The sequence below is a fragment of the Streptomyces katrae genome (genome assembly GCF_000717655.1).
GTDB lineage: Bacteria > Actinomycetota > Actinomycetes > Streptomycetales > Streptomycetaceae > Streptomyces > Streptomyces katrae_B.
Genome location: NZ_JNZY01000007.1, coordinates 22,729 through 46,962, shown reverse-complemented (window position 1 = coordinate 46,962; position 24,234 = coordinate 22,729). Strand labels below are relative to the sequence as shown.

Genomic DNA, 24,234 nt, shown 5'->3' with positions numbered 1-24,234 from the left:
GGAAGGGCTGCACGCGTGTGGCTGCTCTTGCGGCGGTGCTTCTGGCTGGGCTTCCGGCGGGCTCGCGGGCCGTGCTCGCCCCGCCGTGCTCGTTTGATCGGGCCAGTCCACCCTACTGCGCCGTTCGATCACGCCGCGCCCGCGCCGCCCCCCACGACGGCGTTCCCGCCGTCTTCGGTCGCGCTTTCGAAGGTTTCCGTTTCCGCCGCGGCCGCGTCCGGTGCACGGGCCGGGCGCGGGGCGAGCGAGCCGAAGTCCCCGGTGTCGCCGAGCCGGAGCAGGAACGGGCGTGTCGGCGTGTAGCGGACGGCCGTGACCGAGCAGGGGTCCACGTGGATGCGCTGGAAGAGGTCCAGGTGCATGCCCAGGGCGTCCGCGACAAGGGACTTGATGACGTCCCCGTGCGAGCACATGAGGAAGACGGCGTCGCTCCCGTGCTCCTCTTCGATCCGCGCGTTCCACTCCCGTACGGCGTCCACGGCGCGCGCCTGCATGGCGCGCATGGACTCCCCGCCCGGGAAGGCGGCGGCCGAGGGGTGCTGTTGGACGATCTTCATCAGCGGTTCATCGCCCAGCTCCGAGAGTTTGCGGTTCGACCAGTCGCCGTAGTGGCATTCGCCGATCCGGTCGTCGGTGTGCAGCGCCAGCTCCGGGCGCGCGGCGAGCAGCGGGGCGAGGGTCTCCCGGCAGCGCTGCAGCGGGCTGCTGACGGCTGCGGCGAGCGGCACCGCGGCGAGCCGCCCGGGCAGCGCCGCCGCCTGTTCGGCGCCGCGCTCGTCGAGGGCCACTCCCGGCGTCCATCCGGCGAGCAGCCCTGCGGTGTTGGCGGTGGACCGCCCGTGTCGTACGAGGATCAGCGTGGCCATGACGCAAAGCCTAGGTGCTGTCGGCCGCGAGCAGGGGGGCGCGGTGCCCGTCGGGTGCGGGCCGGGCGCGGGCAGGGGAGAATGCCCCTCGTGATTGTCGACTGCGCCATGTACCGGGACGGCCGCCGCTCCCCTGCGCCCGAGGACCTCTCGGACGCCCTCGACGAGGCGCGGGCGAGCGGCGACGCCTTCCTCTGGATCGGCATGTACGAGCCGACGGAGGAGGAATTCGAGCACGTCAGCCACGAGTTCCGGCTGCACAAGCTGGCGGTGGAGGACGCGCTGATGGCGCACCAGCGCCCCAAGCTCGAGGTGTACGACGACTCGCTGTTCGTCGTCCTCAAGCCGGTGATGTACGACGAGGACACCGACACGGTGACCGCGGGCGAGCTGATGCTCTTCATCGGCGACTCCTTCGTGGTCACGGTCCGGCACGGCGAGGGGGCCGCGCTGAGCGCCGTGCGCCAACGGCTGGAGCACGAGCCGGAGGTCCTGCGGCACGGCCCGACAGCGGTCCTGTACGCGGTGTCCGATGCGGTGGTCGACCACTACATCGAGGTCGCGGCCGAGCTCCAGGCCGACCTGGAGGAGGTGGAGGCCGAGGTCTTCGCGCCGAACGCCACGGACACGAAGAACACCGCCGCCCGGATCTACGGCTTCAAGCGGCAGGTGCTGGAGTTCCGCCGGGCGACGAACCCGCTGCTCCAGCCGATGGAACGCCTCGCCTTCGGGAACGTGCCGTTCGTGCACGAGCACGCGCAGCCGTTCTTCCGCGACGTCGCCGACCACCTGACCAGGGCGAGCGAGTACATCGAGGGCCTGGACCGGCTGCTGTCGGACGCGCTGGCGGCGCACCTGGCGCAGATGGGCGTCCGGCAGAACGACGACATGCGCAAGATCTCGGCCTGGGCTGCGATGGCGGCCGTCCCGACGATGGTGGCGGGGATCTACGGGATGAACTTCGACCACATGTGGGAGCTGCGGCAGTCCTGGGGCTATCCGGTGGTGGTGCTGGTGATGGTGGGCGTCTGTCTGGGCCTGCACCGCATGTTCAAGTCCCGCGGCTGGCTGTAGCCGGCCCGGGGGCTAGACGAACTCGGGTGCGCCGACCGGTGCGCCGCCCAGCGCGTTGCGCCGCTCCGGCGGGTTCAGGCTGATCATCCGGTGCCAGCCGGCGAAGCGCTCGTACGCGTACATGCCGCGGACCCCGGCGGCCAGCGCGGCCGCCTTGGGCGCGGGCCAGTGCAGCAGCCGGCCCATGTGGTCCATGACGGCGAGGCTCACGTCCCGGTAGATGGAGATCTCGGCGAGGGCGCTTTCGCGCAGCACCTGCTGGATGGTCCGGCCGTACCCCTCGCGTACGAGGTGGAGCAGCTCCTCGTGGCAGTAGGCCAGATGGTTTTCCTCGTCGTGGCTGATCATGCGGATGGCCTTGCCGACCTCGGGGTGGTCCCCGAACTGCCGGACGAGCATGACCATCTGGTCGGCGGCGCGCTGTTCGGTGACCCGGCTGTGCGAGAGGTAGACGACGATGTCCCGCTCGGTCAGCGGCTCCGCCCGGCGCAGCTTCTCGTGCGCGAGGCCGATGCCGCGCCGCTCCAGCAGCATCGTGTAGTCGGTCTCGGGCGGCACGGGGACGGGCGGCAGGCCGCGCTTGCGGAGCAGGGCCTGGAAGATCCGGCCGTGCTTGTCCTCGTCGGCGCCGTGCCGGGTGATCTTGGGCGCCAGCTCGCGCATGCTGTCGGGCACCAGCGCCGCGATCCGGGCGTTCTCCCAGCCGCCCTGGGACTCCCCGCTGGCGGCGATGGAGCAGAACAGCTGGAACGAGTCGTCGTTGTCGACGATCTCCTGGAACAGGCTGCGGGCAGAGAGCATGCATCGAGTCAACGGCCGATCCGGGGACCGGGCAACCGATGGGTCGTGCTGATCGGCCGAATGAACGATGTGAAGGGGGCGGTGCGCGGGCGTAACCCGAAGGGTGCCGCCCGCGTTGTTGCGTGTGTCGGCCGTGGCGGGGAAGACCCCCGAGCCCCCACCACGGCCGCAGGGCGTTCTCCTGGTTCTGCCGGTCCCCTACGCCAGGCCGGCGCGCTCCATGGCTTCCGTGCCCGCCCGCAGGGCGGTGATCCGCTCGTCCAGCGTGAACCCGGCCGGGGCGAGCGTGAGGGTGGTGACCCCGGCCTCGGCGTAGGCCCGCATCCCGTCCGCGATCCGCTCGACGGAGCCGAGCAGGGTGGTGGAGTCGATCAGCGAGTGCGGGACGGCCGCGGCGGCGCCCGTCTTGTCGCCGGCCAGGTACTTGTCCTGGATCTCGGCGGCTTCTTTCTCGTAGCCCATGCGCCGGGCGAGCTGGTTGTAGAAGTTCTGCTTGCGGCTGCCCATGCCGCCGACGTACAGGGCCGTGTACGGGCGGAACATGTCGGCGAGGGCGGTCACGTCGTCACCGACGGCCAGCGGCACGGTCGGGCAGACGTCGAAGCCGTCCATGGTGAGCCCGGCCTTCTCGCGGCCCGCCCGGATGTGGGTGAGTGCGGTGGCCTCCAGGTGCTCGGCGGCGGGGAAGATGAGCAGGGCGCCGTCGGCGATCTCGCCGGTCTGCTCCAGGTTCTTCGGCCCGATGGCGGCGATGTAGAGCGGGATGTGCTCGCGCTCGGGGTGCACGGTGAGCTTGATCGGCTTGCCGGGGCCGCCGGGCAGCGGGAGGGTCCAGTGCTCGCCCTCGTAACTGAGGCGCTCGCGGGTCATCGCCTTGCGGACGATCTCCACGTACTCCCGGGTGCGGGCCAGCGGCTTGTCGAACTTGACGCCGTACCAGCCCTCGGAGACCTGGGGGCCGGAGACGCCGAGGCCGAGCCGGAAGCGGCCCTTGGTGAGGGAGTCGAGGGTGGCGGCGGTCATGGCGGTCATCGCGGGCTGGCGGGCCGGGATCTGCAGGATCGCGGAGCCGACGTCGATGCGCTCGGTCTGGGCGGCGACCCAGGCGAGCACGGTCGGGGCGTCGGAGCCGTAGGCCTCCGCGGCCCAGCAGACGTCGTAGCCGAGACGGTCCGCCTCCTGGGCCACGGCGAGGTTGTCGGCGTCCATGCCAGCGCCCCAGTAGCCGAGATTGATGCCGAGCCGCATGTGTCGTCCCCTTACGGTGTTGCCGGTTTACCGATCAGTAACGTGGGTCTGCGGGGGACTGTAGCGCGCCAGGGCTCCCCGCGTCAGCGCCCCAGTAGTCTCAGCGGTCATGGAGCAGAGGCATCTCGGCCGCACCGGACTGCGCGTGTCCCGGATCGGCCTCGGCACCCTGACCTGGGGCCGTTCCGCGGAGGGGCCGGACGAGTCGGGCGCTGCCGAGCAGTTGAAGACGTTCTGGGAGGCGGGCGGCACGCTCGTCGACACCGCCGACGTGTACGGGGGCGGTGAGGCGGAGTACCTCCTGGGGCAGCTGGTGGGCGGGCTGGTCCCCCGTCAGGACCTGGTGATCGCCACCAAGTCGGGCTCCGTACGGGACCCGGACCGCCGGTTCAACGGCTCGCGCGGCCATCTCCTGTCGGCGCTGGACGACTCGCTGGCCCGCCTGGGCACGGATTACGTGGACCTCTGGCAGGTCCACGCCTTCGACCCGGGGACCCCGCTGGAGGAGACCCTCCAGGCGCTGGACCTGGCGGTGAGCAGCGGCCGGGTCCGGTATGCGGGGGTGTCGGGCTTCAGCGGCTGGCAGCTGGCCAAGGCGGCGACCTGGCAGCTCGCCGCGCCGGGGGTGCGGACGCGACTGGCGTCCACGCAGATGGAGTACTCGCTGCTCCAGCGGGGCGTGGAGCGCGAGGTCCTCCCGGCGGCGCTGGACCTCGGCGTCGGGCTGCTCCCGTCCTCCCCGCTGGGCCGCGGCGTCCTGACCGGCAAGTACCGGGGCGGCACCCCGGCGGACTCGCGGGGCGCCTCGCCGGCCATGGCGGGCTTCGTGGACCCGTACCTGGACGACGCGGCGAGCCGCATCGTGGACGCGGTGGCGACGGCGGCCCAGGGCCTGGCCGTGACCCCGCTGCAGGTGGCCCTGGCATGGATCCGGGACCGGCCCGGAGTGGTCGCGCCGATCGTCGGCGCGCGGACGTCCGCGCAGCTCAGCGAGGCATTGTCGGTGGAGCCCCTTACCCTTCCCGAGGAGATCTGCCGGGCGCTGGACGATGTGTCGGCGCCGGTGCACCGCTACCCCGACCACGACTGGAGCACCCTGTGAGCACGGACCGCCGAGCCGCATCCGCGGAGGACCCGGCCACCCCCGGCCCCCGTCCCGAGGCGACCGCCCCCACGGAGCCCCCGCAGCCCACCGACGGGGCGGCCGCCTCCGGCGGAGCCGGAAGCGGGGTGGGGGCGCCGGGTCCGGCCGACACGGCGGCCGGATCCGGCGAAGCCGGGAGCAACCCCGGCGGCGCGGAAGCGGCCGCCTCCGGCGGAGCCGGGAGCGGGGTCGGGAGTCCGGGGGCGGAGCCCGCGGTTTCGGGAACGGGCGGGGCGGGGGAAACCCCCGCAGGGCCCACCCCCGGCGAACCGCACACCGACCGGCCCCCCGCCGCCGAGCCCGAGCCCGGCGCGGATCAGTCGGGCCAGGACGATCCGGCCGAGCCGGAGCCCGATGCGGATCAGGTGGCTCAAAGCCACTCGGTGGAGCCGGGGGCCGACGGCGGCGCCGCGGAGGCTGGCTCCACCGCCGGGAAGGGCGAGGCGGCGCCCGCGCTCAGCGAGGCGGAGGCCGAGTTGGCCGCCCAGAGGATCGAGCGGGAGCGCATCGCCCGCCGCAAGGCGGAACGGCAGGGACCGGTCGACGCCGGAGCCAAGCTCAGCGGCAAGGCCGCCGACCTGCTGGCCGCCGTACGGGCCGTGGAGAGCGGGGAGAAGCCCTCCCCGGTGTACTTCGACGAAGCCCCGACCGCGCCCCGCAAGCCCGCCGCCCCCGCCGCACAACCGGCTCCCCGTCCCACGCCGCCCCCCGCCCCCACCGCCGCCGGCATCGAAGGCGTGCGCGCCGTACTCGCCCGCGGCGGCGCCCCCGAGACGCTGGCCGGGCCCGCCGCCACCGCCCTCGGCGAAGACGCCGCGGAGCAGCTCGTGCACGACCCCTGGCGGCTCCTCGCCGTGTCCGGCGTCCGTCCCACCCAGGCCGACGGCTTCGCCCGGGCCCTGCTGGGCTCCGAGGCCGGCCCCGGCGACGAACGGCGTGCCGCCGCCCTCCTGGGCTGGCTGCTGGAGCAGGCCGCGGTCAAGGGGCACACCGCCCTGGAGGCCCCCACCCTGGAGGCCGCCCTCGCCCAGTACGGCGTCCCCGACCCCGCCGCTTCCCTGGAGCAGGCCATCGGCGAGGGCGCCGTCCTCGTCTTTCACGAACCGCTCGGCCCGCCCGTCGCCGAAGGCGAGGAGCAGCCCGTACGCGTCCTCGTCGGCCTCGAGGGGTACGCGCTCGCCGAGGAGAGCCTGGCCGACGGCCTGGCCCGGCTGGCCAACACGTTCGACGACCCGGCGGACTGGGAGAAGGCCGCCGGCGGCCCCGGCGCCGACCTGATCCGCGCCGTCTCCGGCCACGGCCTGGTCACCCACACCGGCGGCGAGGCCGCCCGCGCGGAGCCGCAGGCCCTGCTGGCGGCCGCCCGGGACCTGGGCCTGCGCGTCTGCCTGGCCGCGCACACCCCCGTACCGGGCGCCGTCACCGTGGCCGGGCTGCTCGCCGGGACGGAGGGGCCCGGGCGGGACGCGGACGGGCAGTTCGCGCTGGACCTGCTCGTGGTCCTCGACGCCCCGCAGCTGGACGTGGAGACCGCCGCCGCGCTCGTCGAGTCCGTCCCGGACGGGGCCCGGCTGGTGCTGTCCGGGGACCCCGGGGTGCTCGGATCCGCCGGGCCCGGGCGGGTGTTCGGCGATGTCCTGGCGGCCCGGGCCTGCCCGCAGCTGGTCTCCCGCACCCCCGACCCGGGCCCGATCGGCGAGCTGGTCTCCGGGGTCGGGATCGGGGAGCTGAACCAGGTCGACGCCCCCGGCAAGGAGGTCGTCATCGTCCCGGTGCGCGACGCCGGGGAGGCCGTGCACCGCGCGGTGCAGCTGGTGGCCGAGTCGGTGCCGCGCGCCTTCGGGATCCCGGCGGACGCCGTGCAGGTGATCACCCCGGGCCACGGCGGCTCGGCGGGCACCCGGGCGCTGAACGCGGCCCTCAAGGAGCGGCTGAACCCGGGCCCCGGCCGGTTCGGCGGCTTCGACCCCGGCGACCGCGTCGTCCACGTGCCCTCGCCCGGGCGGGCGGCGGCGGCCCGGGTCGTGTCGGCCGACGCGCAGGGGCTGCACCTGGACGCCGCGGGCGCGCAGATCGTCGTACCGAAGGAGCAGGTGGAGTCGCAGGTGCGGCACGGCTGGGCGGTGACGGCGCACCAGGCGGTCGGTGCGCGCTGGCCGGCCGTGGTCGTCGTCCTGCCCGGTGACGCGGCCCAGGCCCTTTCCCGGGACTGGGTGTACACGGCGTTCGGCCGGGCCGAGCGGCACCTGTCCGTGGTGCACGGCGTCGACCAGGCACTGCCGCGCGCCGTCGCGGAGGTCCTGCCGAAGGCGCGTACGACCCGGCTGACCGGCCTCCTGCGCGCCCTCGCGGCCGCGGCCCAGGACCAGCCGGAGTGACCGGCACGCACCGCGGCCCCCGCCCCGCCGGGGTCGGGGGCCGCGGTGTCCTGGGCGCCGGCCGGGATCAGGCGGGGGTCAGGCCGGGCTGCGCCGCCTGGCCGCCCGCTTCCTCCGCATCGTCCTCGTCGTCGAAATCGTCGGATTCCTCGTCGAACACGGAGCTGACGTCGAACCGGTGCAGGACGTCCTGGGGATCGGTGTGCCCGAAGGGCGAGCCCAGCCACTCCCCCGGATCCGCGGCCTCCTCCGAGGCCGCGATCCAGAGCGTGGAGTCCCCCTCCTCCAGGCCGAACTCCTTGTAGCGGGATGCGATCTCGTCGGGCTCGTACTCCCCGAAGAGCACGCCCAGCGCACCGGCGGTACCGCCGTCGAAGGCCAGCTCGGCCTCCCGGTCGTGCGCGGCGACCCGCTCGGCCTGGGCGATCAGCCTCGGCGGTTCGACGACGGCGTAGTCACGGCGGATGAGCACGCTGAAGGCGGCGGGCTCGGCGGGCCCGGTGTACGGGACACCGTCCTCGGGCGTGGGGATCTCGAAGGGGGTGACCTCGTCGTACCGGTCGTAGAGGAGTTCGTCGTACTCCTCCGCGGCGGCGGCGAGTTCGTTGAAAGCGGCGTAGACGGCAGGGTCCTCGTCCCCGATCCTGCTCTCGACCGCGGCGAGGTGACGGTCGAGCGCGGCCTTGACCGCCTCGGCGGCGGCACGTACCTCGGCAACACTGGGCAGAGCGGCATCAGACATAGTGCAGACGCTATCCGTAGCAGGGCTCTGCCCGCACAATAGATGCGATGCCGGAATACGAATTTGTCGACGTGTACGTGCCCCGCGGTGTGCCCCGCAAGGAGGCGACCCGCCTGATCACCGACCATGCCGAGTACGGGAACTGGGAACTCGACCGGCTGGCCCTGTACCGGGACGGCAGCCGTCGTGTGCGGCTGCGCCGGCGGATCATCCGTCAGGTCCGCGCGACCTGGTGACGCGGGCCCCGGCCGGGGCCCGCGTCAGAGGCGCCTGTGCGGGCGCCGGTCAGGCCGCGTTGCGGGCGCGCCGGTAGAGCACGGCACCGGCCAGCAGCGAGCCGGCGGCGAGCGGGAGGGCCAGGCCGAGGACGTCCCCTGCGCCGGTGGCGGCGAGCCCCGCGTGCTGAGCGGGCGCGATCCCGGTCCCCTGGCCGGGGTGGGTCACGGGCGTGACACTGCCCGTACCGGGCCCGGTGGGACCACCGGGCAAGCCGGGCGTACCCGGAGTGCCGGGCTGGCCATGGTTGCCGGGCGTGCCCGGAGTGCCGGGCGTACCCGGAGTGCCAGGCTGGCCATGGTTGCCGGGCGTGCCCGGAGTGCCGGGCTGGCCGGGGTGGCCAGGAGTTCCGGGATTGCCGGGCTGTCCGGGATTGCCGGGCGTACCCGGGTTGCCGGGCTGTCCGGGGTGACCCGGCGTGCCGGGGTTGCCCGGGTGGTTCGGCTCGTCCTCGTCGCACGGCTCGTCAGGCACCTCGGGCCCGCCCGGCTGGCCGGGACTGCCCGGGTGTCCCGGGTGACCGGGGTGGTGGTCCGGTGTGGCCGAGTGGTTCGAACAGCGGTTGCCGAAGGCCGGGTTCAGCAGCCCCACGACCGAGACGGTATTGCCGCAGGCGTTCACCGGGACATCCACGGGTGCCTGGACGGTGTTCCCGGACAGGATGCCCGGAGAGTTCGCGGCATGGCCGGAAGCGCCGGAGTCCGCGTGTGCGTAACCCCCACCCAGCGCGAGCACACCTCCCGCGGCCGCCATGGTGATCAGTACTTTGCGTCGCATGTGTTGTCATCCCCCTGCTGTGTACGAACGGCCGGGCCCTGAAGCCCGGCAGCCCCGGAGCGCTGGAATGCGCTCCGGGGCCCAAGACTTCAGACGCGTCAGGCGTTGACGCAGGCGTTGCCGAAGGCCGGGTTCAGCAGGCCGACGATGTTGACGGTGTTACCGCAGACGTTCACGGGCACGTGGACCGGGACCTGGACGACGTTGCCGGACAGGACACCGGGGGACCCGATGGCCGCGCCCTGGGCAGTCGCGTCGGCGTGGGCCAGGCCCGCACCCGCGAGAACCAGACCACCGGTGGCAGCCGCAGCGGCGACAACCTTCTTGAACATTGTTCCTCCTAGTTGGCAAATGCGGTCCCAGCCGCGGACCGCACCACCTGTAACGAGGAGGCATCACCAGGGCTACGAGCGTATGAGCGCATTCACTCTTCTCAGTGGAAAACGCACACCTTCCCGATTCTCAGCAGTTGTCAATGAATCGGTCGAGCACCCGCACACCGAACTTGAGCCCGTCGACCGGCACCCGCTCGTCGACCCCGTGGAACATCCCGGCGAAGTCCAGCTCCGGCGGCAGCTGCAGCGGGGCGAAGCCGAAGCAGCGGATGCCGAGGTCGTCGAAGGACTTGGCGTCCGTGCCGCCCGACAGCATGTACGGGACCGCCCGCGCGATCGGGTCCTCGGCCTTGAGGGCGCCCTGCATGGCGTCGACGAGCTTCCCGTCGAAGTCCGTCTCGAGGGCCTTGTCCCCGTGCACGTCCTCGCGCTTGACGCGCGGGCCGAGGATGCGGTCGAGGTCGGCGAAGAACTCGTCCTCGTAGCCGGGCAGGAAGCGGCCGTCGACGTGCGCGGTGGCCTGGCCGGGAATGACGTTCACCTTGTAGCCGGCGCCGAGCATGGTCGGGGCGGCCGAGTTCCGCAGCGTCGCGCCGACCATCTTGGCGATGCCGCCGAGCTTGGCCAGGGTCGCGTCCATGTCGTCCGGGTCGAGCGGGGTGCCGAGCGCGTCGGAGAGCTCGTCCAGGAAGGACCGTACGGTCTTGGTGACCCTGACCGGCCACTGGTGGCGGCCGAGCCGGCCCACGGCCTCGCAGAGCTCCGTGATGGCGTTGTCGTTGTTCGTCATCGAGCCGTGCCCCGCGGTGCCGTCCACCGTGAGCCGCATCCAGTGCATGCCCTTCTGGGCGGTCTCCACCAGGTACAGCCGCAGGTTCTCGTTGACGGTGAACGAGAAGCCGCCGACCTCGCCGATCGCCTCGGTGACCCCCTCGAACAGCCCGGGGTGCTTGTCCACGAGGTGCCGGGCGCCGTACACGCCGCCCGCCTCCTCGTCGGCGAGGAAGGCCAGCACGATGTCCCGCGGGGGCTTGCGGCCGCTGCGCAGCCGGTCGCGTACGACGGCGAGCGTCATCGCGTCCATGTCCTTCATGTCGACGGCGCCGCGGCCCCACACGCAGCCGTCGGCGATCTCGCCGGCGAAGGGGTCGTACGTCCAGTCGGCGGCGTTCGCCGGCACGACGTCGGTGTGCCCGTGGATCAGCAGCGCCGGCCTCGACGGGTCCTCCCCCTCGATGCGCGCGACGGTCGAGGCGCGCCCCTTGTGGGATTCGAAGATCTGCGGCTCCAGCCCGACCTCTGCGAGCTTCTCCGCGACCCACTCGGCCGCCTTGCGCTCGCCGGGGCCGGAGTGGTCTCCGTAGTTGCTGGTGTCGATCCGGATGAGGTCCCGGCAGAGGTCGACGACCTCGTCCTCGCCGGAGACGGTCCTGCCCGCGCTCGACTCGCTCACGCTGCTTCCTCCCACTGATCGGTGCCGACTGCCTCCCCATCCTCGCGCGTGGGACGGCTCTCCCCAAGGGCGATCCCCGGCCGTCGGGGGGCGTGATCGAGGGCCCCGGAATGTTTGGTAATGTTTTCCACGTCGGAACGGCCCGCGAGGGACGCGAGACAGACACCTTGTCCGGGTGGCGGAATGGCAGACGCGCTAGCTTGAGGTGCTAGTGCCCTTTATCGGGCGTGGGGGTTCAAGTCCCCCCTCGGACACACAGAGCGAGAACCCCACTTCGGTGGGGTTCTTCGCGTTGGGGGCGTTCTCCGCGTTCCTCCGGCCCGTTCCGGGGCGGGCTACCCTGAAGGCGTGATCGAGAACCTTCCCCCTTGCCCTAAATGCTCCTGTGAGTACACCTATGAGATGAACGCCCTCGTGGTGTGCCCCGAGTGCGGCCACGAATGGGTTCCCGCCGAGGGCGGTGAGCAGGACGGGGCCTCCGGTTCCGGGGAGCGGATCGTGAAGGACGCCGTCGGCAACGTGCTGAGCGACGGCGACAGCGTGACCGTGGTCAAGGCGCTCAAGGTCAAGGGCAGCCCGTCCGGGATCAAGGCGGGCACGAAGGTGCGCAACATCCGGCTCATCGACGGCGTGGACGGCCACGACATCGACTGCCGGATCGAGGGCTTCGGTGCCATGCAGCTGAAGTCCAGCGTGGTCAAGAAGGCCTGAAACGACGAGAAGGACCCCGCCTCGGGCGGGGTCCTTCTGCGTTCACGACGTGGCCGTCAGCGGTTCGCGGCGATCTCCGCCACGCGGCGGCGGACCAGGAACCAGCCGCCGACGAGCGCGGCTCCGATGGCGGGGACGCACAGGACCGTGGTGCGGCCGACGCCGCCGTCGCACCACATCAGGACCAGCACGGTGAGCAGGAACACCAGCGTGACGATCTGCGTGTACGGGGCCCAGGGCAGGCGGTAGGACGGGCGCTGGAGGCTGCCCTCCTGCGCGCGGCGCCAGAAGAACAGCGAGCAGATCATGACCATCCCCCAGGTGCCGAGGATGCCCAGCGAGGCGAAGTTCAGGACGAGCTCGAAGGCGTCCTTCGGCATCCAGGCGTTCAGGCCGACGCCGGCGAGGCCGAAGGCGGCGGTGAACAGGACACCGCCGTAGGGGACCTTGCCCTTGTTCATGAGGCCGGTGAACTTCGGCGCGGAGCCGGACATGGCCATCGAGCGCAGGATGCGGCCGGTGGAGTAGAGGCCGGAGTTCAGGCTGGAGAGCGCCGCGGTCAGCACGACCAGGTTCATGATGCCGGCGGTGCCGGGGATGCCGAGCTTGTCGAAGACGGTGACGAAGGGGCTCTGGTCGCCGGAGTACGCGGTGTACGGCAGCAGCATCGCGAGCAGGACGACGGAGCCGACGTAGAAGAGGCCGACGCGCCACATGATCGAGTTGATCGCCTTCGGCATGATCTTCTCGGGGTTCTCGGTCTCGCCCGCGGCGACGCCGCACAGTTCGACGGAGGCGTACGCGAAGACGACGCCCTGGACCACCAGGAGCATCGGCAGGACCCCGGACGGGAAAATGCCGCCGTTGTCGGTGATGGTGGACAGGCCCGGGGTGTGGCCGCCGATGTCGTGGCTGGTGGCGACGAGGTAGATCGCGACGACCAGGAAGATCGCCAGGGCGGCGACCTTGACGAGGGAGAACCAGAACTCCATCTCGCCGAAGTACTTCACCGAGATCAGGTTCGCGGTGAGGACCACGGCGAGGGCGATCAGGGCGAGGACCCACTGCGGGACGCTCGTGAACATGGACCAGAAGTGCGCGTAGGTCGCGGCGGCCGTGATGTCGGCCACGGTGGTCGTGGACCAGTTCAGGAAGTACAGCCAGCCGGCCGTGTAGGCGCCCTTCTCCCCCATGAACTCGCGCGCGTACGAGACGAAAGCGCCGGAGGAGGGCCGGTAGAGCACGAGCTCGCCCAGGGCCCGGACGACGAAGAAGGCGAAGATGCCGCACACCGCGTAGGCGATCGCGAGGGAGGGGCCCGCGTTGGCGAGCCGGCCGCCGGCGCCGAGGAACAGGCCGGTGCCTATCGCCCCGCCGATCGCGATCATGTTGATGTGGCGGGACTTGAGGTCCTTGCTGTAGCCCTCGTCACCGGCGTCGACGTGGCGGGAGGACGCCGGGGCCGGGGCCTCGGTCAAGGTGCGGTCACTCATGTAGGACTTCGCCTTCGTGGGTGGGACAGGCAGGTCCGGGCCGCCGCGCAGGGGAGCTGGGTGGTGTCACCTGTGCGCCGTCGGATGGTTTTGTCGACACAGGAGACCATGAGCCCGCGCCCTGGCCAAAACCCGCCCTCCTCGCACAGAAGCCCCCGGCGACCATGGAAACAGGTGCCGGGGGCTTCGTACGAGCTCGAAAGCGAGGCGGTGGGGGTCAGTCGTGGGGAGCGGCCTCCGCGGCCTGGTCGAGGCGGAAGGCCTCGTTCCCGAGGCCGATGCGGGCGTGCACCTCGGGGCGGCTGCGCTGCAGGACGACCCCGTACAGCAGCCCTCCCACGACGGCGGCGCCGATGATCCCGGGCAGGAGCCAGTTGAGCGCGGAGCCCTGCTCTGCACCGACCAGGACGCCGAAGTCCTTCACCGTGTACCCGGCGATGCCGAGCAGGGCGACTCCGGCGGCGCCGGCCGCGACGAGCCGCCAGACCTGGGCGCCGGCGGTGCCGCGGCGGACGAAGAAGGCGATGACGGCGAAGGAGGCGGCGGCCATGAGAAGGGTCACGCCCAGGGCGCCGACGCTGCCCATCCAGGTGAACAGGTGCAGAACGGGCGCGGTGGGGTCGCCGGCGGGCTGGTCGTCGGTGAAGGCGAAGGCGAGGACGACGAGGGTGGCGATGACGGTCTGCAGGAGGGAGCCGGTGGCGGGGGCGCCGGTGCCCGCGCTGGTCCGGCCGAAGGCGGCCGGGAGCAGGCCCTCGCGGCCCATGGCGAAGGCGTAGCGGGCGACCACGTTGTGGAAGCTGAGCATGGCGGCGAACATGCCGGTCACGAAGAGGACGTGCAGGACGTCGGTGAAGGTGCTGCCGAGGCGGCCCTCGGTGAGCTGGAAGAGCAGGCCGGGGCCGGCTTCGGCGGAGGTCTTGACGACCTCGGAGGGGCCGGTGGCGACGGTGAGGGCCCAGGCGCTGAACGCGAAGAAGAGAGCGACGAAGCCGACGGCGAGGAACATCACGCGGGAGACGACGATGTGGGGCTTGCTGGTCTCCTCGGCGTAGACCGGGGACTGCTCGAAGCCGACGAAGGCGGCGATGCAGAAGCACAGGGCCGTGCCGAGTCCGGCGCCGCCGAGGGTCTGGGGGTCGAAGGCGTGCAGCGAGAGGCCTTCGGGGCCGGGGTCGCCGAGGGCGGCGATGTCGAAGACGACGACGAGGGCGCACTCGATGAGGAGGAGGACGCCGAGGACGCGGGCGTTGAGGTCGATCTTGAGCCAGCCGAGCGCGCCGGTCACGGCGACGGCGACGAGGGCAGGTATCCACCAGGCCACGTCGGTCTTCAGGTAGGTGGCGAAGAGGCCGGAGACCTCGAAGCCGAGGATGCCGTAGACGCCGACCTGCATCGCGCTGTACGCGACGAGGGCGACGAACGAGGCGCCGGCGCCCGCCGTGGGGCCGAGGCCGCGGGCGATGTACGCGTAGAAGGCGCCGGCGTTGTGGACGTGCCGGCTCATCTCGGCGTAGCCGATGCTGAAGAGCGCGAGGACGATGCCGAGGATCACGAACAGCAGCGGCTGGCCGACGATGCCCATGACGCCGAAGGTGGTGGGCATCACGCCGGCGACCACCATCAGGGGTGCGCTGGCCGCCAGTACGGAGAGCAGCAGGCCGGCGGTGCCGAGGCGGTCGGCGCGCAGGGCGCGGTCCTGGCCCTTGTAGGTGCGGATCTCGGGCGCGGTGCTGAGCGTGGTGGATCTGCCCGTCGCCATGGCGGGGTGTCCTTTCGGGGAAGGTCGAGCGGAGCGGAGTGCTGAGGAGCGGGGTGCCGTGGAGCAGCGTTCGGTCGAGCAGCGATCGGTCGAGCGGGGGTGCGGTCGAGCGGGGTGCGCGTCAGGCCGTGCCGAGTGCGGCGCTGCGGGCGGCGAGGAAGGCCTTGTGCGGGTCGAGGTCCGGATAGGACCAGGGGGCGGGCGTGGCGTGGCTGCCGATGCGGTGGAAGAGGGCGGCGGCCTCGGCCGGGCGGCCCTCGCAGAGCTTGGCGTGGGCCAGGAAGTTGAGGTCGACCCGGTTGCGGGGGTGGTCCTCTCGTTCCCATTCGAGCCACCAGTCGAAGGCGGAGCGCAGCACCTGGCGGGCGCGGCGGTTCGACCAGTGGGCGGCGGCCCCGTCGGGGGTGCCGCCCTCGGCGGCGGCGAGCACCCGGTAGCGCTCGGCATGGGCGATGACGGGCAGGACGGCGAGCGGGGAGTCGGCCGGGGACTCCTCGGCGGCCCAGGCGGCGAAGTCGTAGACCTCGTGGAGCGGGTCGTGGCCGGCGCCGGGGGTGTGCTCGGCCAGCCTGGCGACCATCAGGTGGTGGGCGTGGTGGTGCTCGCGGTGGCGGGCCCGGACCTGGTCGAAGTGGCGGCTGAACTCCTCCTCGGTGCCGAAGGCCCGGGAGAGCATGAGCAGCCCCAGCCAGGGGGTCGGGTCGGCGGGGAGCAGGGCGGCGGCCCGGCGGCAAGCCTGTTCGGCGTCCTCGGGCGTGCCCTTGCGGCGCAGCGCGGTGAAGACGGCGGCGCAGGCGAGCAGGGTGGCGGCGTCGGCGCTGTCGGGTTCGGCGAGCAGCCATTCGCGGGCCCAGGCGGTGGCCGCCGGGGTCTCGGCGAGGACGACGACGCGGTGGCCGCGGCGGTCCCAGTCGTCGCCGGTGGCGACGAGGAGGGAGCGGGCCCTGGCCCAGCGGCCCTGGGTGAACTGGGTGCGCACGTCGACCAGCTCGGTGTCGCAGAGGGCCGGGTCGAAGAGCTGGGCGTCCCGCTTGCGGGCGCGGCCGAGGGGCGGCGGAGGCGGGGACATCCGCGGGATTCCCTCCAGGACACGGGCGCGGGCGGACGGTTGGCTGAATGATCACGCACAGCAAAGCGGTAGGCACAGCTCCGCGTCAAGGTCCAGTCCACTGCGTGGCGCGTTTCAACTGGTATGTACATGACGCTAGTTGGTGTGCAACAACTTGCTCGCAAGCGCCGCGGGCCCTGCCTAGGGTGGGCCCATGACCACGTACGACGATCTCCCGCCGGCCCTGTTCGCCTTCCCGGGGCCGCTGCGCGACAGCCTGGTGGCAGCGGTGCTGAGCGGCGCGAAGACCACGACGACCGGATTGCTGACCGAGTACGAGGTCACGGGCGACCCCCTGCCGCTGGTGGGCGGGCGGATGGCGGTCATGGACTCCGCTGAACGTCCGGTGGCCGTCCTGGAGGTGACGGACGTACGCGTTCTGCCGCTCGCGGAGGTGGACCTCCGGCACGCCCTGGACGAGGGCGAGGGATACGCGTCCGTCGCCGAATGGCGCGTTTCCCACGAGCGGTTCTGGCACGGGCCGGAGATCCGCGAGCTGCTCGGCGACCCGGAGTTCACGGTGGCCGACGACACGATGGTCGTCGCAGAACGCTTCCGGGTCGTCGAACGCCTGGAGACGCCCTGACGCCGTAGCGCCGTAGCGCCGAGACGCCCTAGCGGGCCGCGCGGCAGGCCCCGTCCGCAACGTCCGCGGAGAGGCCTGCTTCCTGAAGGCTCGCGGCGCAGCTGGTCTGGTTGCCGATCGCGCCCTCGTAACAGGCCTGCCCGGCGGCGTCCGTGACCTGCTTGCCGTGCTTCACGATGTACTGCTCGCAGTCCTGGACGCTGGTGGGGGCGGCCGGGGCGGCGACGGGGGCGCCGGCGGCGAGGACCAGACCGGCCAGGATGCTGGGGATACGTGCCGACGGACGCATGCGGATGCACCTGCTCTCTCGGTCGGTCACGCGATCCGCGCGTGCGCCGGACCGCGGGCGGGGGCGGCGCGGAGCGGGCACTCCGGGGGGCCATCGGCTCACGCAACGGTCACCCCCGCCCTTCCGACGCTAGAGCAAGCCACCGGCACCCGCACGTCCGCCCGCCCCCGGCCGATGGGAGGGCCGCTGTCCGCCTCAGTCCACCGCCTCGGCTGCGGCGCGACCCGCCGCGCGGCCCGAGAAGATGCAGCCGCCGAGGAAGGTGCCCTCCAGGGCGCGGTAGCCGTGGACCCCGCCGCCGCCGAAGCCGGCCGCCTCGCCGGCCGCGTACAAGCCCGGCAGCGGGTCGCCGGTTGCGGTGAGGACGCGGGAGGACAGGTCGGTCTCCAGGCCGCCCAGGGACTTGCGGGTCAGGATGGAGAGCCGTACGGCGATCAGCGGGCCCGCACCGGGGTCGAGGATCCGGTGCGGGGCGGCGGTGCGGATCAGTTTGTCGCCGAGGTACTTGCGGGCGCCGTGGATGGCCGTCACCTGGAGGTCCTTGGTGAACGGGTTGGCGACCTCCCGGTCCCGGGCCACGATCTCCCGGCGGACGGTCGCCTCGTCGAGCAGGTCCTCCTTGGTGACCGCGTTCATGCCGCGCACCAGCGAGCCGAGGTCGCGTTCGACGACGAAGTCCGCGCCGTTGTCCATGAAGGCCCGGACCGGGCCGGGGACGGCCAGCCGCGCGCGGTTGATGACGTCGCGGACCGACCTGCCGGTGAGGTCGGGGTTCTGCTCGGAGCCGGAGAGGGCGAACTCCTTGCCGATGATGCGCTCGTTGAGGACGAACCACGTGTGGTCGTGGCCGGTCTTCATGATGTGGTCGAGGGTGCCGAGGGTGTCGAAGCCGGGGAAGAGCGGTACGGGCAGCCGCTTGCCTGTGGCGTCCAGCCAGAGCGAGGACGGGCCGGGCAGGATGCGGATGCCGTGCCGCGCCCAGATCGGGTTCCAGTTCTCGATGCCCTCGGTGTAGTGCCACATCCGGTCCTTGTTGATGTGGCTGGCGCCGGCCTCCTCGGCGATGCCCAGCATCAGGCCGTCCACGTGCGCGGGGACCCCGGAGAGCATCCGCTGCGGCGGGGTGCCGAGCCGGGCCGGCCACTGCTCGCGTACGAGGTCGTGGTTGCCGCCGATCCCACCGCTGGTCACGATCACCGCCTGGGCCCGGAGGGAGAACGCCCCGGTGCTCTCGCGACCGCTCGCGGTGCCCCGTACGGCGTCGGAGGGCTCCAGGATCTCGCCCGTGACGGTGTCGAGGACGCCGGCCGTCCGGGCGAGCCCGGTGACCCGGTGGCGGAACCGGAGCTGGACCAGGCCGCGGGCCACCCCGGCGCGGACCCGCCGCTCGAAGGGTTCGACCAGGCCGGGCCCGGTGCCCCAGGTGATGTGGAAGCGGGGGACGGAGTTGCCGTGGCCGTTCGCGTCGTAGCCGCCGCGTTCGGCCCAGCCGACCACCGGGAAGAAGCGGACGCCCTGGGCGTGCAGCCAGGGCCGCTTCTCGCCGGCCGCGAAGTCGACGTACGCCTCGGCCCAGCGGCGGGGCCAGGCGTCCTCGTCGCGGTCGAAGCCGGCGGTGCCCTGCCAGTCCTGGAGGGCGAGCTCGCGGCTGTCCTTGATCCGCAGCCGCCGCTGTTCGGGCGAGTCGACGAAGAACAGCCCGCCGAAGGACCAGTGCGCCTGACCGCCGATCGACTGCTCGGGCTCCTGGTCGAGGAGGATGACCTTGCGGCCCGCGTCGACGAGCTCGGCGGTGGCCGCCAGGCCCGCGAGCCCCGCCCCGATCACGATCACGTCTGCGTCGTACGTCATGGCGAACCCGTCCTCCGGTCGGTGGTGGGGCAGATCCTTGGCTACGGAGCGGTAACCAGTCAACAGCGGTGGTTGGATGAGCCGTGTGAGTGCTGCTGACGAAGTACTGGACGTGGTGGACCGTGACGACCGGGTGACGGGGCAGGCGCCGCGGGGCGAGGTGTACGCGGGCGGGCTGCTCCACCGGTGTGTTTTCGTACAGGTCAGGGATGCGCAGGGGCGGGTCTTCGTGCACCGGCGGACGGCCTCGAAGCTGGTGTTCCCCTCGGCCTGCGACATGTTCGTGGGCGGGGTGCTGGGCGCCGGGGAGAGCTACGCGCAGGCGGCCCTGCGGGAGGCCGAGGAGGAGCTGGGCGTGCAGGGGCTGGCGCAGCCGGTGCCGCTGTTCAAGTTCCTGTACGAGGGGCCGGGCGGGGCCTGGTGGTCGTACGTGCACGAGGTGCGCTGCGATCTGCCGGTGCGGCCGCAGGAGTCGGAGGTCGCCTGGCACGCCTGGCTCTCCGAGGAGGAGCTGGCGCAACGGGTCACGGACGGCGCGTGGGAGTGGGTGCCGGACGGGCTGGAGGCCTACCGGCGACTGCGCGCGCACCGGGAGTCCGGCCAGTAGATTGATCAGGTGATCGACTTCGTCAAGGACGTGCGCCTCTGGTTCGCGCCGCAGCGGGTGAGGGACGAGGGCGAGACTCCCGACTACCGGTTCTCGCTGGCCAACGAGCGGACCTTCCTGGCCTGGATCCGGACCGCGCTCGCCCTGGTGGGCGGCGGTTTCGCGGTGGACCAGTTCCTGCCGGACCTGCGCTGGGGGGTGCGGGTCGGGATGTCCCTCGCCCTGCTCGTGGTGGGTGCGGCCTGTGCGCTGCGGGCGGTGAACCACTGGGTGAAGTGCGAGCGCGCGATGCGGCGGGGCGAGGATCTGCCGCTGTCCCGGTTCCCGGTGGTGCTGAGCCTGGGGGTGGGGCTGGTCGCGGTGTCGATGGTGCTGGTGGTGCTGTTGGGCTGGACGAGCGGGCAGTGACGCCCTCCGGTGCGGCGGCGGAGCGCGACGCGGGCCTGCAGCCCGAGCGGACCCGGCTCGCGTGGCGGCGTACGACGCTCGCGTGCTCGGTGACGGCGGTGCTGGCGCTGCGGCAGGCGCTGCGCGGTTCGGGCTCGCCGGTGGAGGTTGTCGGGGCGGCGGTGATCGTGCTGATCTGGCTGGCGTTCCTGGGGCTCGCGCACCGGCGGATGCGGCAGCTGGCGGCGGCCCGGCCGCCGGGGCTCGCACCGCGGTCGGCGCTGGCGGCGGTGGCGTGCACGGTGGCGCTGTCGGTCTTCGCGGTGGCGGTCATCTTCTGAGCGGCTGGTCCGATGATCCGGCTTGTTCGCGCCACTTGGAACATAACAGGCGATAAGGGGTGTCCCGCATTAGCCTCGGCGCCATGACGACCATGCACCAGGAACACCTGACCCACGAGCACACCCACGGCCCCGACTGCGGCCACACCGAGGTGTCCCACGGCGACCACGTCGACTACGCCCACGACGGCCATCTGCACCGCGAGCACTCCGGGCACTGGGACGAATGCGAGCCGTCGGGGCACACCGCCCACGAGGCGCACGACCACGCCCACGGACCGGCCTGCGGGCACGAGGCCGTGCAGCACGGCGACCACGTGGACTACGTGCACGACGGGCACCGGCACGCCGAGCACGACGGCCACTACGACGACCACTGACGGACCGGTGGTGCACCGCTGACCGCCGCCGGAGCCGTACCGACCGGCCCCGCTCTCCCCCGGCGCCGCCACGACTGGCAGGATGCCGAGCGCTTGTCAGAGCGACCCGGGGAGAGCAGATGACCGCCGAAGAGCCGTACCTCGTCCAGCCCGTGAGCGGGGTGTACGCCTACGTCCAGCCGGACGGCGGCTGGTGCCTCAACAACGCCGGCTTCGTGAGCGACGGCGGCCGGACCCTTCTCATCGACACGGCGGCCACCGAGCGGCGGGCACGGGCCCTGCGCGAGGCGGTCGTGTCGGCCGGGGTGCCGTTGCCGCGCACGCTGGTCAACACCCACCACCACGGCGACCACACGTACGGCAACGGCGTCTTCGCCCCCGAGGCCCTGGTCCTCGGGCACGACAACGCGCGCACCGAGCAGCTCGCCGCCGGTCACCAGCTGGAGATGATCTGGCCGGCGACCGACTTCGGTGCGATCGAGATCACTCCGCCCGACCTCACGTACAACGACCGGACGACCCTGCACCTGGGCGATACGGAGGTCCAGGTCATCCACCCGGGCGTCGCACACACCACCGGGGACTCGATCGTGTTCCTGCCCCGGCAGCGGACCGTGTTCACCGGTGACCTGGTCTTCGCCGAGGGCACGCCGTTCCTCGCGATGGGCTCGCTGGCCGGTTCGCTGCGGGCGCTGGAGCTGCTGCGCTCGCTCGGCGCGGAGACCGTCGTACCGGGCCACGGGCCGTTGACGGACCCGTCCGCGTACGAGGCGACCGAGCGCTATCTGCAGTACGTGGCCGAACTCGCCCGGGAGGGCAGGGAGAAGGGGCTGACCCCGCTGGAGGTGGCGCGCGAGGCCGATCTCGGCGAGTTCGGGGCGTGGCGGGAGAGCGAGCGGCTGGTGGCGAACCTGCACCGGGCGTACGCGGAGCTGGCCGGCGAGCCGGAAGGGGCGCCGCTGAACATACTGGCGGTGCTCCAGGACATGACGGTGATGAACGGCGGGACGCCGATCCTCTGTCACGCGTGAGCCACGAGTACGGGCCGGGGGATCGCCTGCGGCCCGTACTCGTGGGCCCTGCGCACTGGACGACATACCGACTGGTCGGCATGATGGCTCTCGTTCGCTCGTCCTCGTCCACTCCGCACGGAGGTGCGCACCATGACCTCAGCGTCAGCGTCCGCTTCAGCCGGCCCCAAGGGCCTCGATCTGGAGCGGCTGCGCGGTCATCTCGACCGGGCGCGGCCGGGGCTCGTGGCCGGGGAGCTGCGCGGCCGGCTGATCGAAGGCGGCCGCTCGAACCTCACGTACGAGGTCACCGACGGCACCGGCCGCTGGGTGGTGCGCCGCCCGCCGCTCGGCCACGTCCTGGCGACGGCGCACGACATGCGGCGCGAGCACCGGGTGATCCGGGCGCTGCACGGTACGGCCGTGCCGGTGCCGGAGCCGGTGCTGCTGTGCGAGGACGAGTCGGTCCTCGGGGCGCCGTTCTACGTCATGGAGTACGTGGACGGGGTGCCGTACCGGACGGCCGGGCAGCTGGCCGCGATCGGCCCCGAGCGCACCCGCCGGGCGGTCCTGGGCCTCGTCGACACGCTGGTCGACCTGCACGCGGTGGACCCGGAGGCGGTGGGCCTGGGCGACTTCGGCCGGCCCGAGGGCTTCCTCGACCGCCAGCTGCGCCGCTGGGGCAAGCAGCTCGCGGCCTCCCGGGGGCGCGAGCTCGCGGGCATCGACGAGCTGCACGGCGCGCTCGGCCGCGCCCTGCCCGACTCCCCCGCCCCGACCGTCGTGCACGGCGACTTCCGGCTGGACAACGTGCTGATCGGCGGCCCGGACGACACGATCCGGGCGGTGCTGGACTGGGAGATGTCCACGCTCGGCGATCCGCTGACCGACCTCGGGCTGCTGGTGATGTACAGCTCGGACCTGGGGCTGACCGATTCCCCGGTCAGCACGACGAGCGGCGCCCCCGGCCATCCGGCGCCGGCCGAGCTGATCGAGAGGTACGCCGCCCGCTCCGGCCGGGACACCGGCGCGATCGCCTGGTACACGGCCTTCGCCTGGTTCAAGCTCGCGGTGATCCTCGAGGGCATCCACTACCGCTACACGCTCGGGCAGACGGTGGGCGCGGGCTTCGACCGGATCGGCGAGCTGGTCCCGGTCTTCATCGAGCACGGTCTGACCACCCTCCAGGAAGGCTGAGACACACCCATGGACTTCGCATTCGACGCCCGGACCGAGGAACTCCGTGCACGGCTCCTCGCGTTCATGGACGAGTACGTGTACCCGGCGGAGCCCGTCGCCGCCGAGCAGCGCGCGCGGCTGGCCTCGCCCTGGGACACCCCGGCCGTCTTCGGTGAGCTGAAGGCCGAGGCGCGCCGTCAGGGCCTGTGGAACCTCTTCTTGCCCGATGCGGAGCACGGCGCCGGGCTGACCAACCTGCAGTACGCCCCGCTCGCCGAGATCACCGGCCGAAGCCCGCACCTGGCGCCGATGGCGACCAACTGCGCGGCACCGGACACCGGGAACATGGAACTGCTCGCGCAGTTCGGCAACGAGGAGCAGAAGAAGCAGTGGCTCGAGCCGCTGCTGGCCGGCGAGATCCGGTCCGCCTTCGCGATGACCGAGCCCGAGGTGGCCTCCTCGGACGCGACGAACATCGAGACCCGGATCGAGCGTTCGGCGAGCGGTGACGCATACGTGGTCACCGGCCGCAAGTGGTTCATCTCCGGGGCCATGAACCCGGACTGCAAGATCTTCATCGTCATGGGCAAGACGGACCCGGAGGGCTCCGACCCGCGCCGCCAGCAGTCGATGATCCTGGTCCCGCGGGACACCCCGGGCGTCGAGGTGCGCCGGGCGATGACGGTGTACGGCTACGAGGACCACGACCACGGCGGCCACGCCGAGGTGGTCTTCGACGGGGCCCGGGTCCCGGCCGCGAACCTGATCGGCGAGGAGGGCACCGGCTTCGCGATCGCCCAGGCCCGGCTCGGCCCGGGCCGGATCCACCACTGCATGCGGCTGATCGGCATGGCGGAGCGGGCCATCGAGCTGATGTGCCGACGCGCGGTGGGGCGTACGGCCTTCGGCAAGGAGCTGGCCGCGCAGGGCGTCGTACAGAACTGGATCGCGGACGCCCGGGTCACGGTGGAGCAGCTGCGGCTGCTGGTCCTGAAGACGGCCTGGCTGATGGACACGGTCGGCAACCGGGGTGCGCACACCGAGATCCAGGCCATCAAGATCGCGACCCCGCGGGCGGTGGTGCGGATCCTGGACGACGCTGTGCAGTTGCACGGCGCGGGCGGGGTGAGCCAGGACTTCCCGCTCGCCGAACTGTGGGCGGCGGCGCGGACGCTGCGGCTGGCGGACGGACCGGACGAGGTGCACCAGCGTTCGCTGGCGCACCGGGAGTTGAAGAAGTACGCGGGTCGCCCCTGAACGTGTAGGAATCGTGCGGGAGTTCGCATGAACCCATGTGCGAAGTGAAGGCGATGCGGGAGGCCTTTTAAGAAACCTTGTTGAACAACCGCGCCACGCCGAGGCGTTCTTGATTTGCGCCTGTCAATCGGATCAGGGTTCTCCAGAAGGTTTGACGCCCCACACGTCAACATGAGGAG

At 72.3% G+C, this 24,234-nt stretch carries 25 protein-coding genes and 1 tRNA gene; 14 read left to right on the top strand and 12 right to left on the bottom strand.

Annotated features, from left to right (window positions below; all coding sequences use genetic code 11):
• Window positions 1-128 precede the first annotated feature (128 nt).
• The gene (locus IF09_RS0110645) at window positions 129-866 is read right to left on the bottom strand and encodes a histidine phosphatase family protein (RefSeq protein WP_030294306.1); all 738 of its coding nucleotides are present in this window, start codon (window positions 864-866) and stop codon (window positions 129-131) included.
• 81 nt (window positions 867-947) lie between these two features.
• Between IF09_RS0110645 and IF09_RS0110640 the strand changes: the two genes are divergently transcribed.
• Window positions 948-1,940, top strand: coding sequence for a magnesium and cobalt transport protein CorA (locus IF09_RS0110640; RefSeq protein WP_030294305.1), 993 nt, complete (start codon window positions 948-950; stop codon window positions 1,938-1,940).
• Between the two features lie 12 nt (window positions 1,941-1,952).
• Here IF09_RS0110640 and IF09_RS0110635 read toward each other — a convergent pair whose 3' ends face one another.
• The gene (locus tag IF09_RS0110635) at window positions 1,953-2,741 is read right to left on the bottom strand and encodes a ferritin-like domain-containing protein (RefSeq protein WP_030294303.1); all 789 of its coding nucleotides are present in this window, start codon (window positions 2,739-2,741) and stop codon (window positions 1,953-1,955) included.
• 198 nt (window positions 2,742-2,939) lie between these two features.
• Window positions 2,940-3,989 (bottom strand): LLM class F420-dependent oxidoreductase, encoded by a 1,050-nt coding sequence (locus tag IF09_RS0110630; protein WP_030294302.1) that lies wholly within the window; start codon window positions 3,987-3,989, stop codon window positions 2,940-2,942.
• A gap of 109 nt (window positions 3,990-4,098) precedes the next feature.
• Between IF09_RS0110630 and IF09_RS0110625 the strand changes: the two genes are divergently transcribed.
• Together IF09_RS0110625 and IF09_RS0110620 are read left to right on the top strand one after the other, a co-directional pair.
• The gene (locus IF09_RS0110625) at window positions 4,099-5,091 is read left to right on the top strand and encodes an aldo/keto reductase (RefSeq protein ID WP_030294301.1); all 993 of its coding nucleotides are present in this window, start codon (window positions 4,099-4,101) and stop codon (window positions 5,089-5,091) included.
• Window positions 5,088-7,511 carry an ATP-dependent DNA helicase gene (locus IF09_RS0110620; RefSeq protein WP_051832329.1) on the top strand — a complete coding sequence of 808 codons (2,424 nt, stop codon included), beginning with the start codon at window positions 5,088-5,090 and terminating at the stop codon, window positions 7,509-7,511. The genes IF09_RS0110625 and IF09_RS0110620 overlap by 4 nt, the downstream gene beginning before the upstream one ends.
• A gap of 67 nt (window positions 7,512-7,578) precedes the next feature.
• On the opposite strand, the gene IF09_RS0110615 is transcribed toward IF09_RS0110620, so the two are convergent.
• A complete protein-coding gene (locus tag IF09_RS0110615; RefSeq protein WP_051832328.1) occupies window positions 7,579-8,253 on the bottom strand; it encodes a hypothetical protein in 675 nt (224 codons plus the stop codon).
• Window positions 8,254-8,300: 47 nt separating this feature from the next.
• Between IF09_RS0110615 and IF09_RS0110610 the strand changes: the two genes are divergently transcribed.
• On the top strand, window positions 8,301-8,489 hold the full coding sequence (locus tag IF09_RS0110610) for a DUF5703 family protein (protein WP_030294295.1): 189 nt from the start codon (window positions 8,301-8,303) through the stop codon (window positions 8,487-8,489).
• 49 nt (window positions 8,490-8,538) lie between these two features.
• Here the strand turns inward: IF09_RS0110610 and IF09_RS46320 are convergent, their stop codons facing one another.
• The 3 genes from IF09_RS46320 to IF09_RS0110595 form a co-directional block, all read right to left on the bottom strand.
• On the bottom strand, window positions 8,539-9,306 hold the full coding sequence (locus tag IF09_RS46320) for a chaplin family protein (protein WP_234320953.1): 768 nt from the start codon (window positions 9,304-9,306) through the stop codon (window positions 8,539-8,541).
• A 98-nt stretch (window positions 9,307-9,404) separates the two neighbouring features.
• A complete protein-coding gene (locus IF09_RS0110600; protein ID WP_030294291.1) occupies window positions 9,405-9,638 on the bottom strand; it encodes a chaplin in 234 nt (77 codons plus the stop codon).
• A 130-nt stretch (window positions 9,639-9,768) separates the two neighbouring features.
• The gene (locus tag IF09_RS0110595) at window positions 9,769-11,094 is read right to left on the bottom strand and encodes a M20/M25/M40 family metallo-hydrolase (protein WP_030294289.1); all 1,326 of its coding nucleotides are present in this window, start codon (window positions 11,092-11,094) and stop codon (window positions 9,769-9,771) included.
• Window positions 11,095-11,263: 169 nt separating this feature from the next.
• On the opposite strand from IF09_RS0110595, the gene IF09_RS0110590 reads away from it, so the two are divergent.
• Together IF09_RS0110590 and IF09_RS0110585 are read left to right on the top strand one after the other, a co-directional pair.
• Window positions 11,264-11,348, top strand: a tRNA-Leu gene (locus IF09_RS0110590).
• Between the two features lie 94 nt (window positions 11,349-11,442).
• A complete protein-coding gene (locus IF09_RS0110585; protein WP_030294288.1) occupies window positions 11,443-11,805 on the top strand; it encodes a zinc ribbon domain-containing protein YjdM in 363 nt (120 codons plus the stop codon).
• Window positions 11,806-11,861: 56 nt separating this feature from the next.
• Here IF09_RS0110585 and IF09_RS0110580 read toward each other — a convergent pair whose 3' ends face one another.
• The 3 genes from IF09_RS0110580 to IF09_RS0110570 all read right to left on the bottom strand — a co-directional run bounded on the left by IF09_RS0110580 (window position 11,862) and on the right by IF09_RS0110570 (window position 16,129).
• The gene (locus IF09_RS0110580; protein WP_030294286.1) at window positions 11,862-13,298 is read right to left on the bottom strand and encodes an amino acid permease; all 1,437 of its coding nucleotides are present in this window, start codon (window positions 13,296-13,298) and stop codon (window positions 11,862-11,864) included.
• A 217-nt stretch (window positions 13,299-13,515) separates the two neighbouring features.
• Window positions 13,516-15,060, bottom strand: a complete 1,545-nt coding sequence (locus IF09_RS0110575) for an APC family permease (protein ID WP_030294284.1) — start codon at window positions 15,058-15,060, stop codon at window positions 13,516-13,518.
• A 121-nt stretch (window positions 15,061-15,181) separates the two neighbouring features.
• A complete protein-coding gene (locus tag IF09_RS0110570) occupies window positions 15,182-16,129 on the bottom strand; it encodes a hypothetical protein (protein WP_030294282.1) in 948 nt (315 codons plus the stop codon).
• Between the two features lie 193 nt (window positions 16,130-16,322).
• Here IF09_RS0110570 and IF09_RS0110565 point away from each other — a divergent pair, with 193 nt between their 5' ends.
• Window positions 16,323-16,754 (top strand): ASCH domain-containing protein, encoded by a 432-nt coding sequence (locus IF09_RS0110565; protein ID WP_030294280.1) that lies wholly within the window; start codon window positions 16,323-16,325, stop codon window positions 16,752-16,754.
• A 28-nt stretch (window positions 16,755-16,782) separates the two neighbouring features.
• On the opposite strand, the gene IF09_RS0110560 is transcribed toward IF09_RS0110565, so the two are convergent.
• Together IF09_RS0110560 and IF09_RS0110555 are read right to left on the bottom strand one after the other, a co-directional pair.
• Entirely contained in the window at window positions 16,783-17,043 is a 261-nt protein-coding gene (locus IF09_RS0110560; protein WP_030294279.1) for a hypothetical protein, read from the bottom strand.
• Between the two features lie 195 nt (window positions 17,044-17,238).
• Window positions 17,239-18,894, bottom strand: a complete 1,656-nt coding sequence (locus tag IF09_RS0110555) for an FAD-binding dehydrogenase (protein ID WP_030294277.1) — start codon at window positions 18,892-18,894, stop codon at window positions 17,239-17,241.
• An 85-nt stretch (window positions 18,895-18,979) separates the two neighbouring features.
• Here IF09_RS0110555 and IF09_RS0110550 point away from each other — a divergent pair, with 85 nt between their 5' ends.
• The 7 genes from IF09_RS0110550 to IF09_RS0110520 all read left to right on the top strand — a co-directional run bounded on the left by IF09_RS0110550 (window position 18,980) and on the right by IF09_RS0110520 (window position 24,055).
• Window positions 18,980-19,501 (top strand): NUDIX hydrolase, encoded by a 522-nt coding sequence (locus IF09_RS0110550; RefSeq protein WP_030294275.1) that lies wholly within the window; start codon window positions 18,980-18,982, stop codon window positions 19,499-19,501.
• A gap of 9 nt (window positions 19,502-19,510) precedes the next feature.
• A complete protein-coding gene (locus IF09_RS0110545) occupies window positions 19,511-19,909 on the top strand; it encodes a YidH family protein (protein ID WP_030294274.1) in 399 nt (132 codons plus the stop codon).
• A complete protein-coding gene (locus IF09_RS0110540; RefSeq protein WP_030294272.1) occupies window positions 19,906-20,229 on the top strand; it encodes a DUF202 domain-containing protein in 324 nt (107 codons plus the stop codon). The genes IF09_RS0110545 and IF09_RS0110540 overlap by 4 nt, the downstream gene beginning before the upstream one ends.
• Before the next feature lie 83 nt (window positions 20,230-20,312).
• On the top strand, window positions 20,313-20,609 hold the full coding sequence (locus tag IF09_RS0110535; protein WP_030294271.1) for a hypothetical protein: 297 nt from the start codon (window positions 20,313-20,315) through the stop codon (window positions 20,607-20,609).
• Between the two features lie 119 nt (window positions 20,610-20,728).
• A complete protein-coding gene (locus tag IF09_RS0110530; protein ID WP_030294269.1) occupies window positions 20,729-21,640 on the top strand; it encodes an MBL fold metallo-hydrolase in 912 nt (303 codons plus the stop codon).
• A 132-nt stretch (window positions 21,641-21,772) separates the two neighbouring features.
• A complete protein-coding gene (locus IF09_RS0110525; protein WP_030294267.1) occupies window positions 21,773-22,816 on the top strand; it encodes a phosphotransferase family protein in 1,044 nt (347 codons plus the stop codon).
• A gap of 9 nt (window positions 22,817-22,825) precedes the next feature.
• The gene (locus IF09_RS0110520) at window positions 22,826-24,055 is read left to right on the top strand and encodes an acyl-CoA dehydrogenase family protein (protein WP_030294265.1); all 1,230 of its coding nucleotides are present in this window, start codon (window positions 22,826-22,828) and stop codon (window positions 24,053-24,055) included.
• Window positions 24,056-24,234 lie beyond the last annotated feature (179 nt).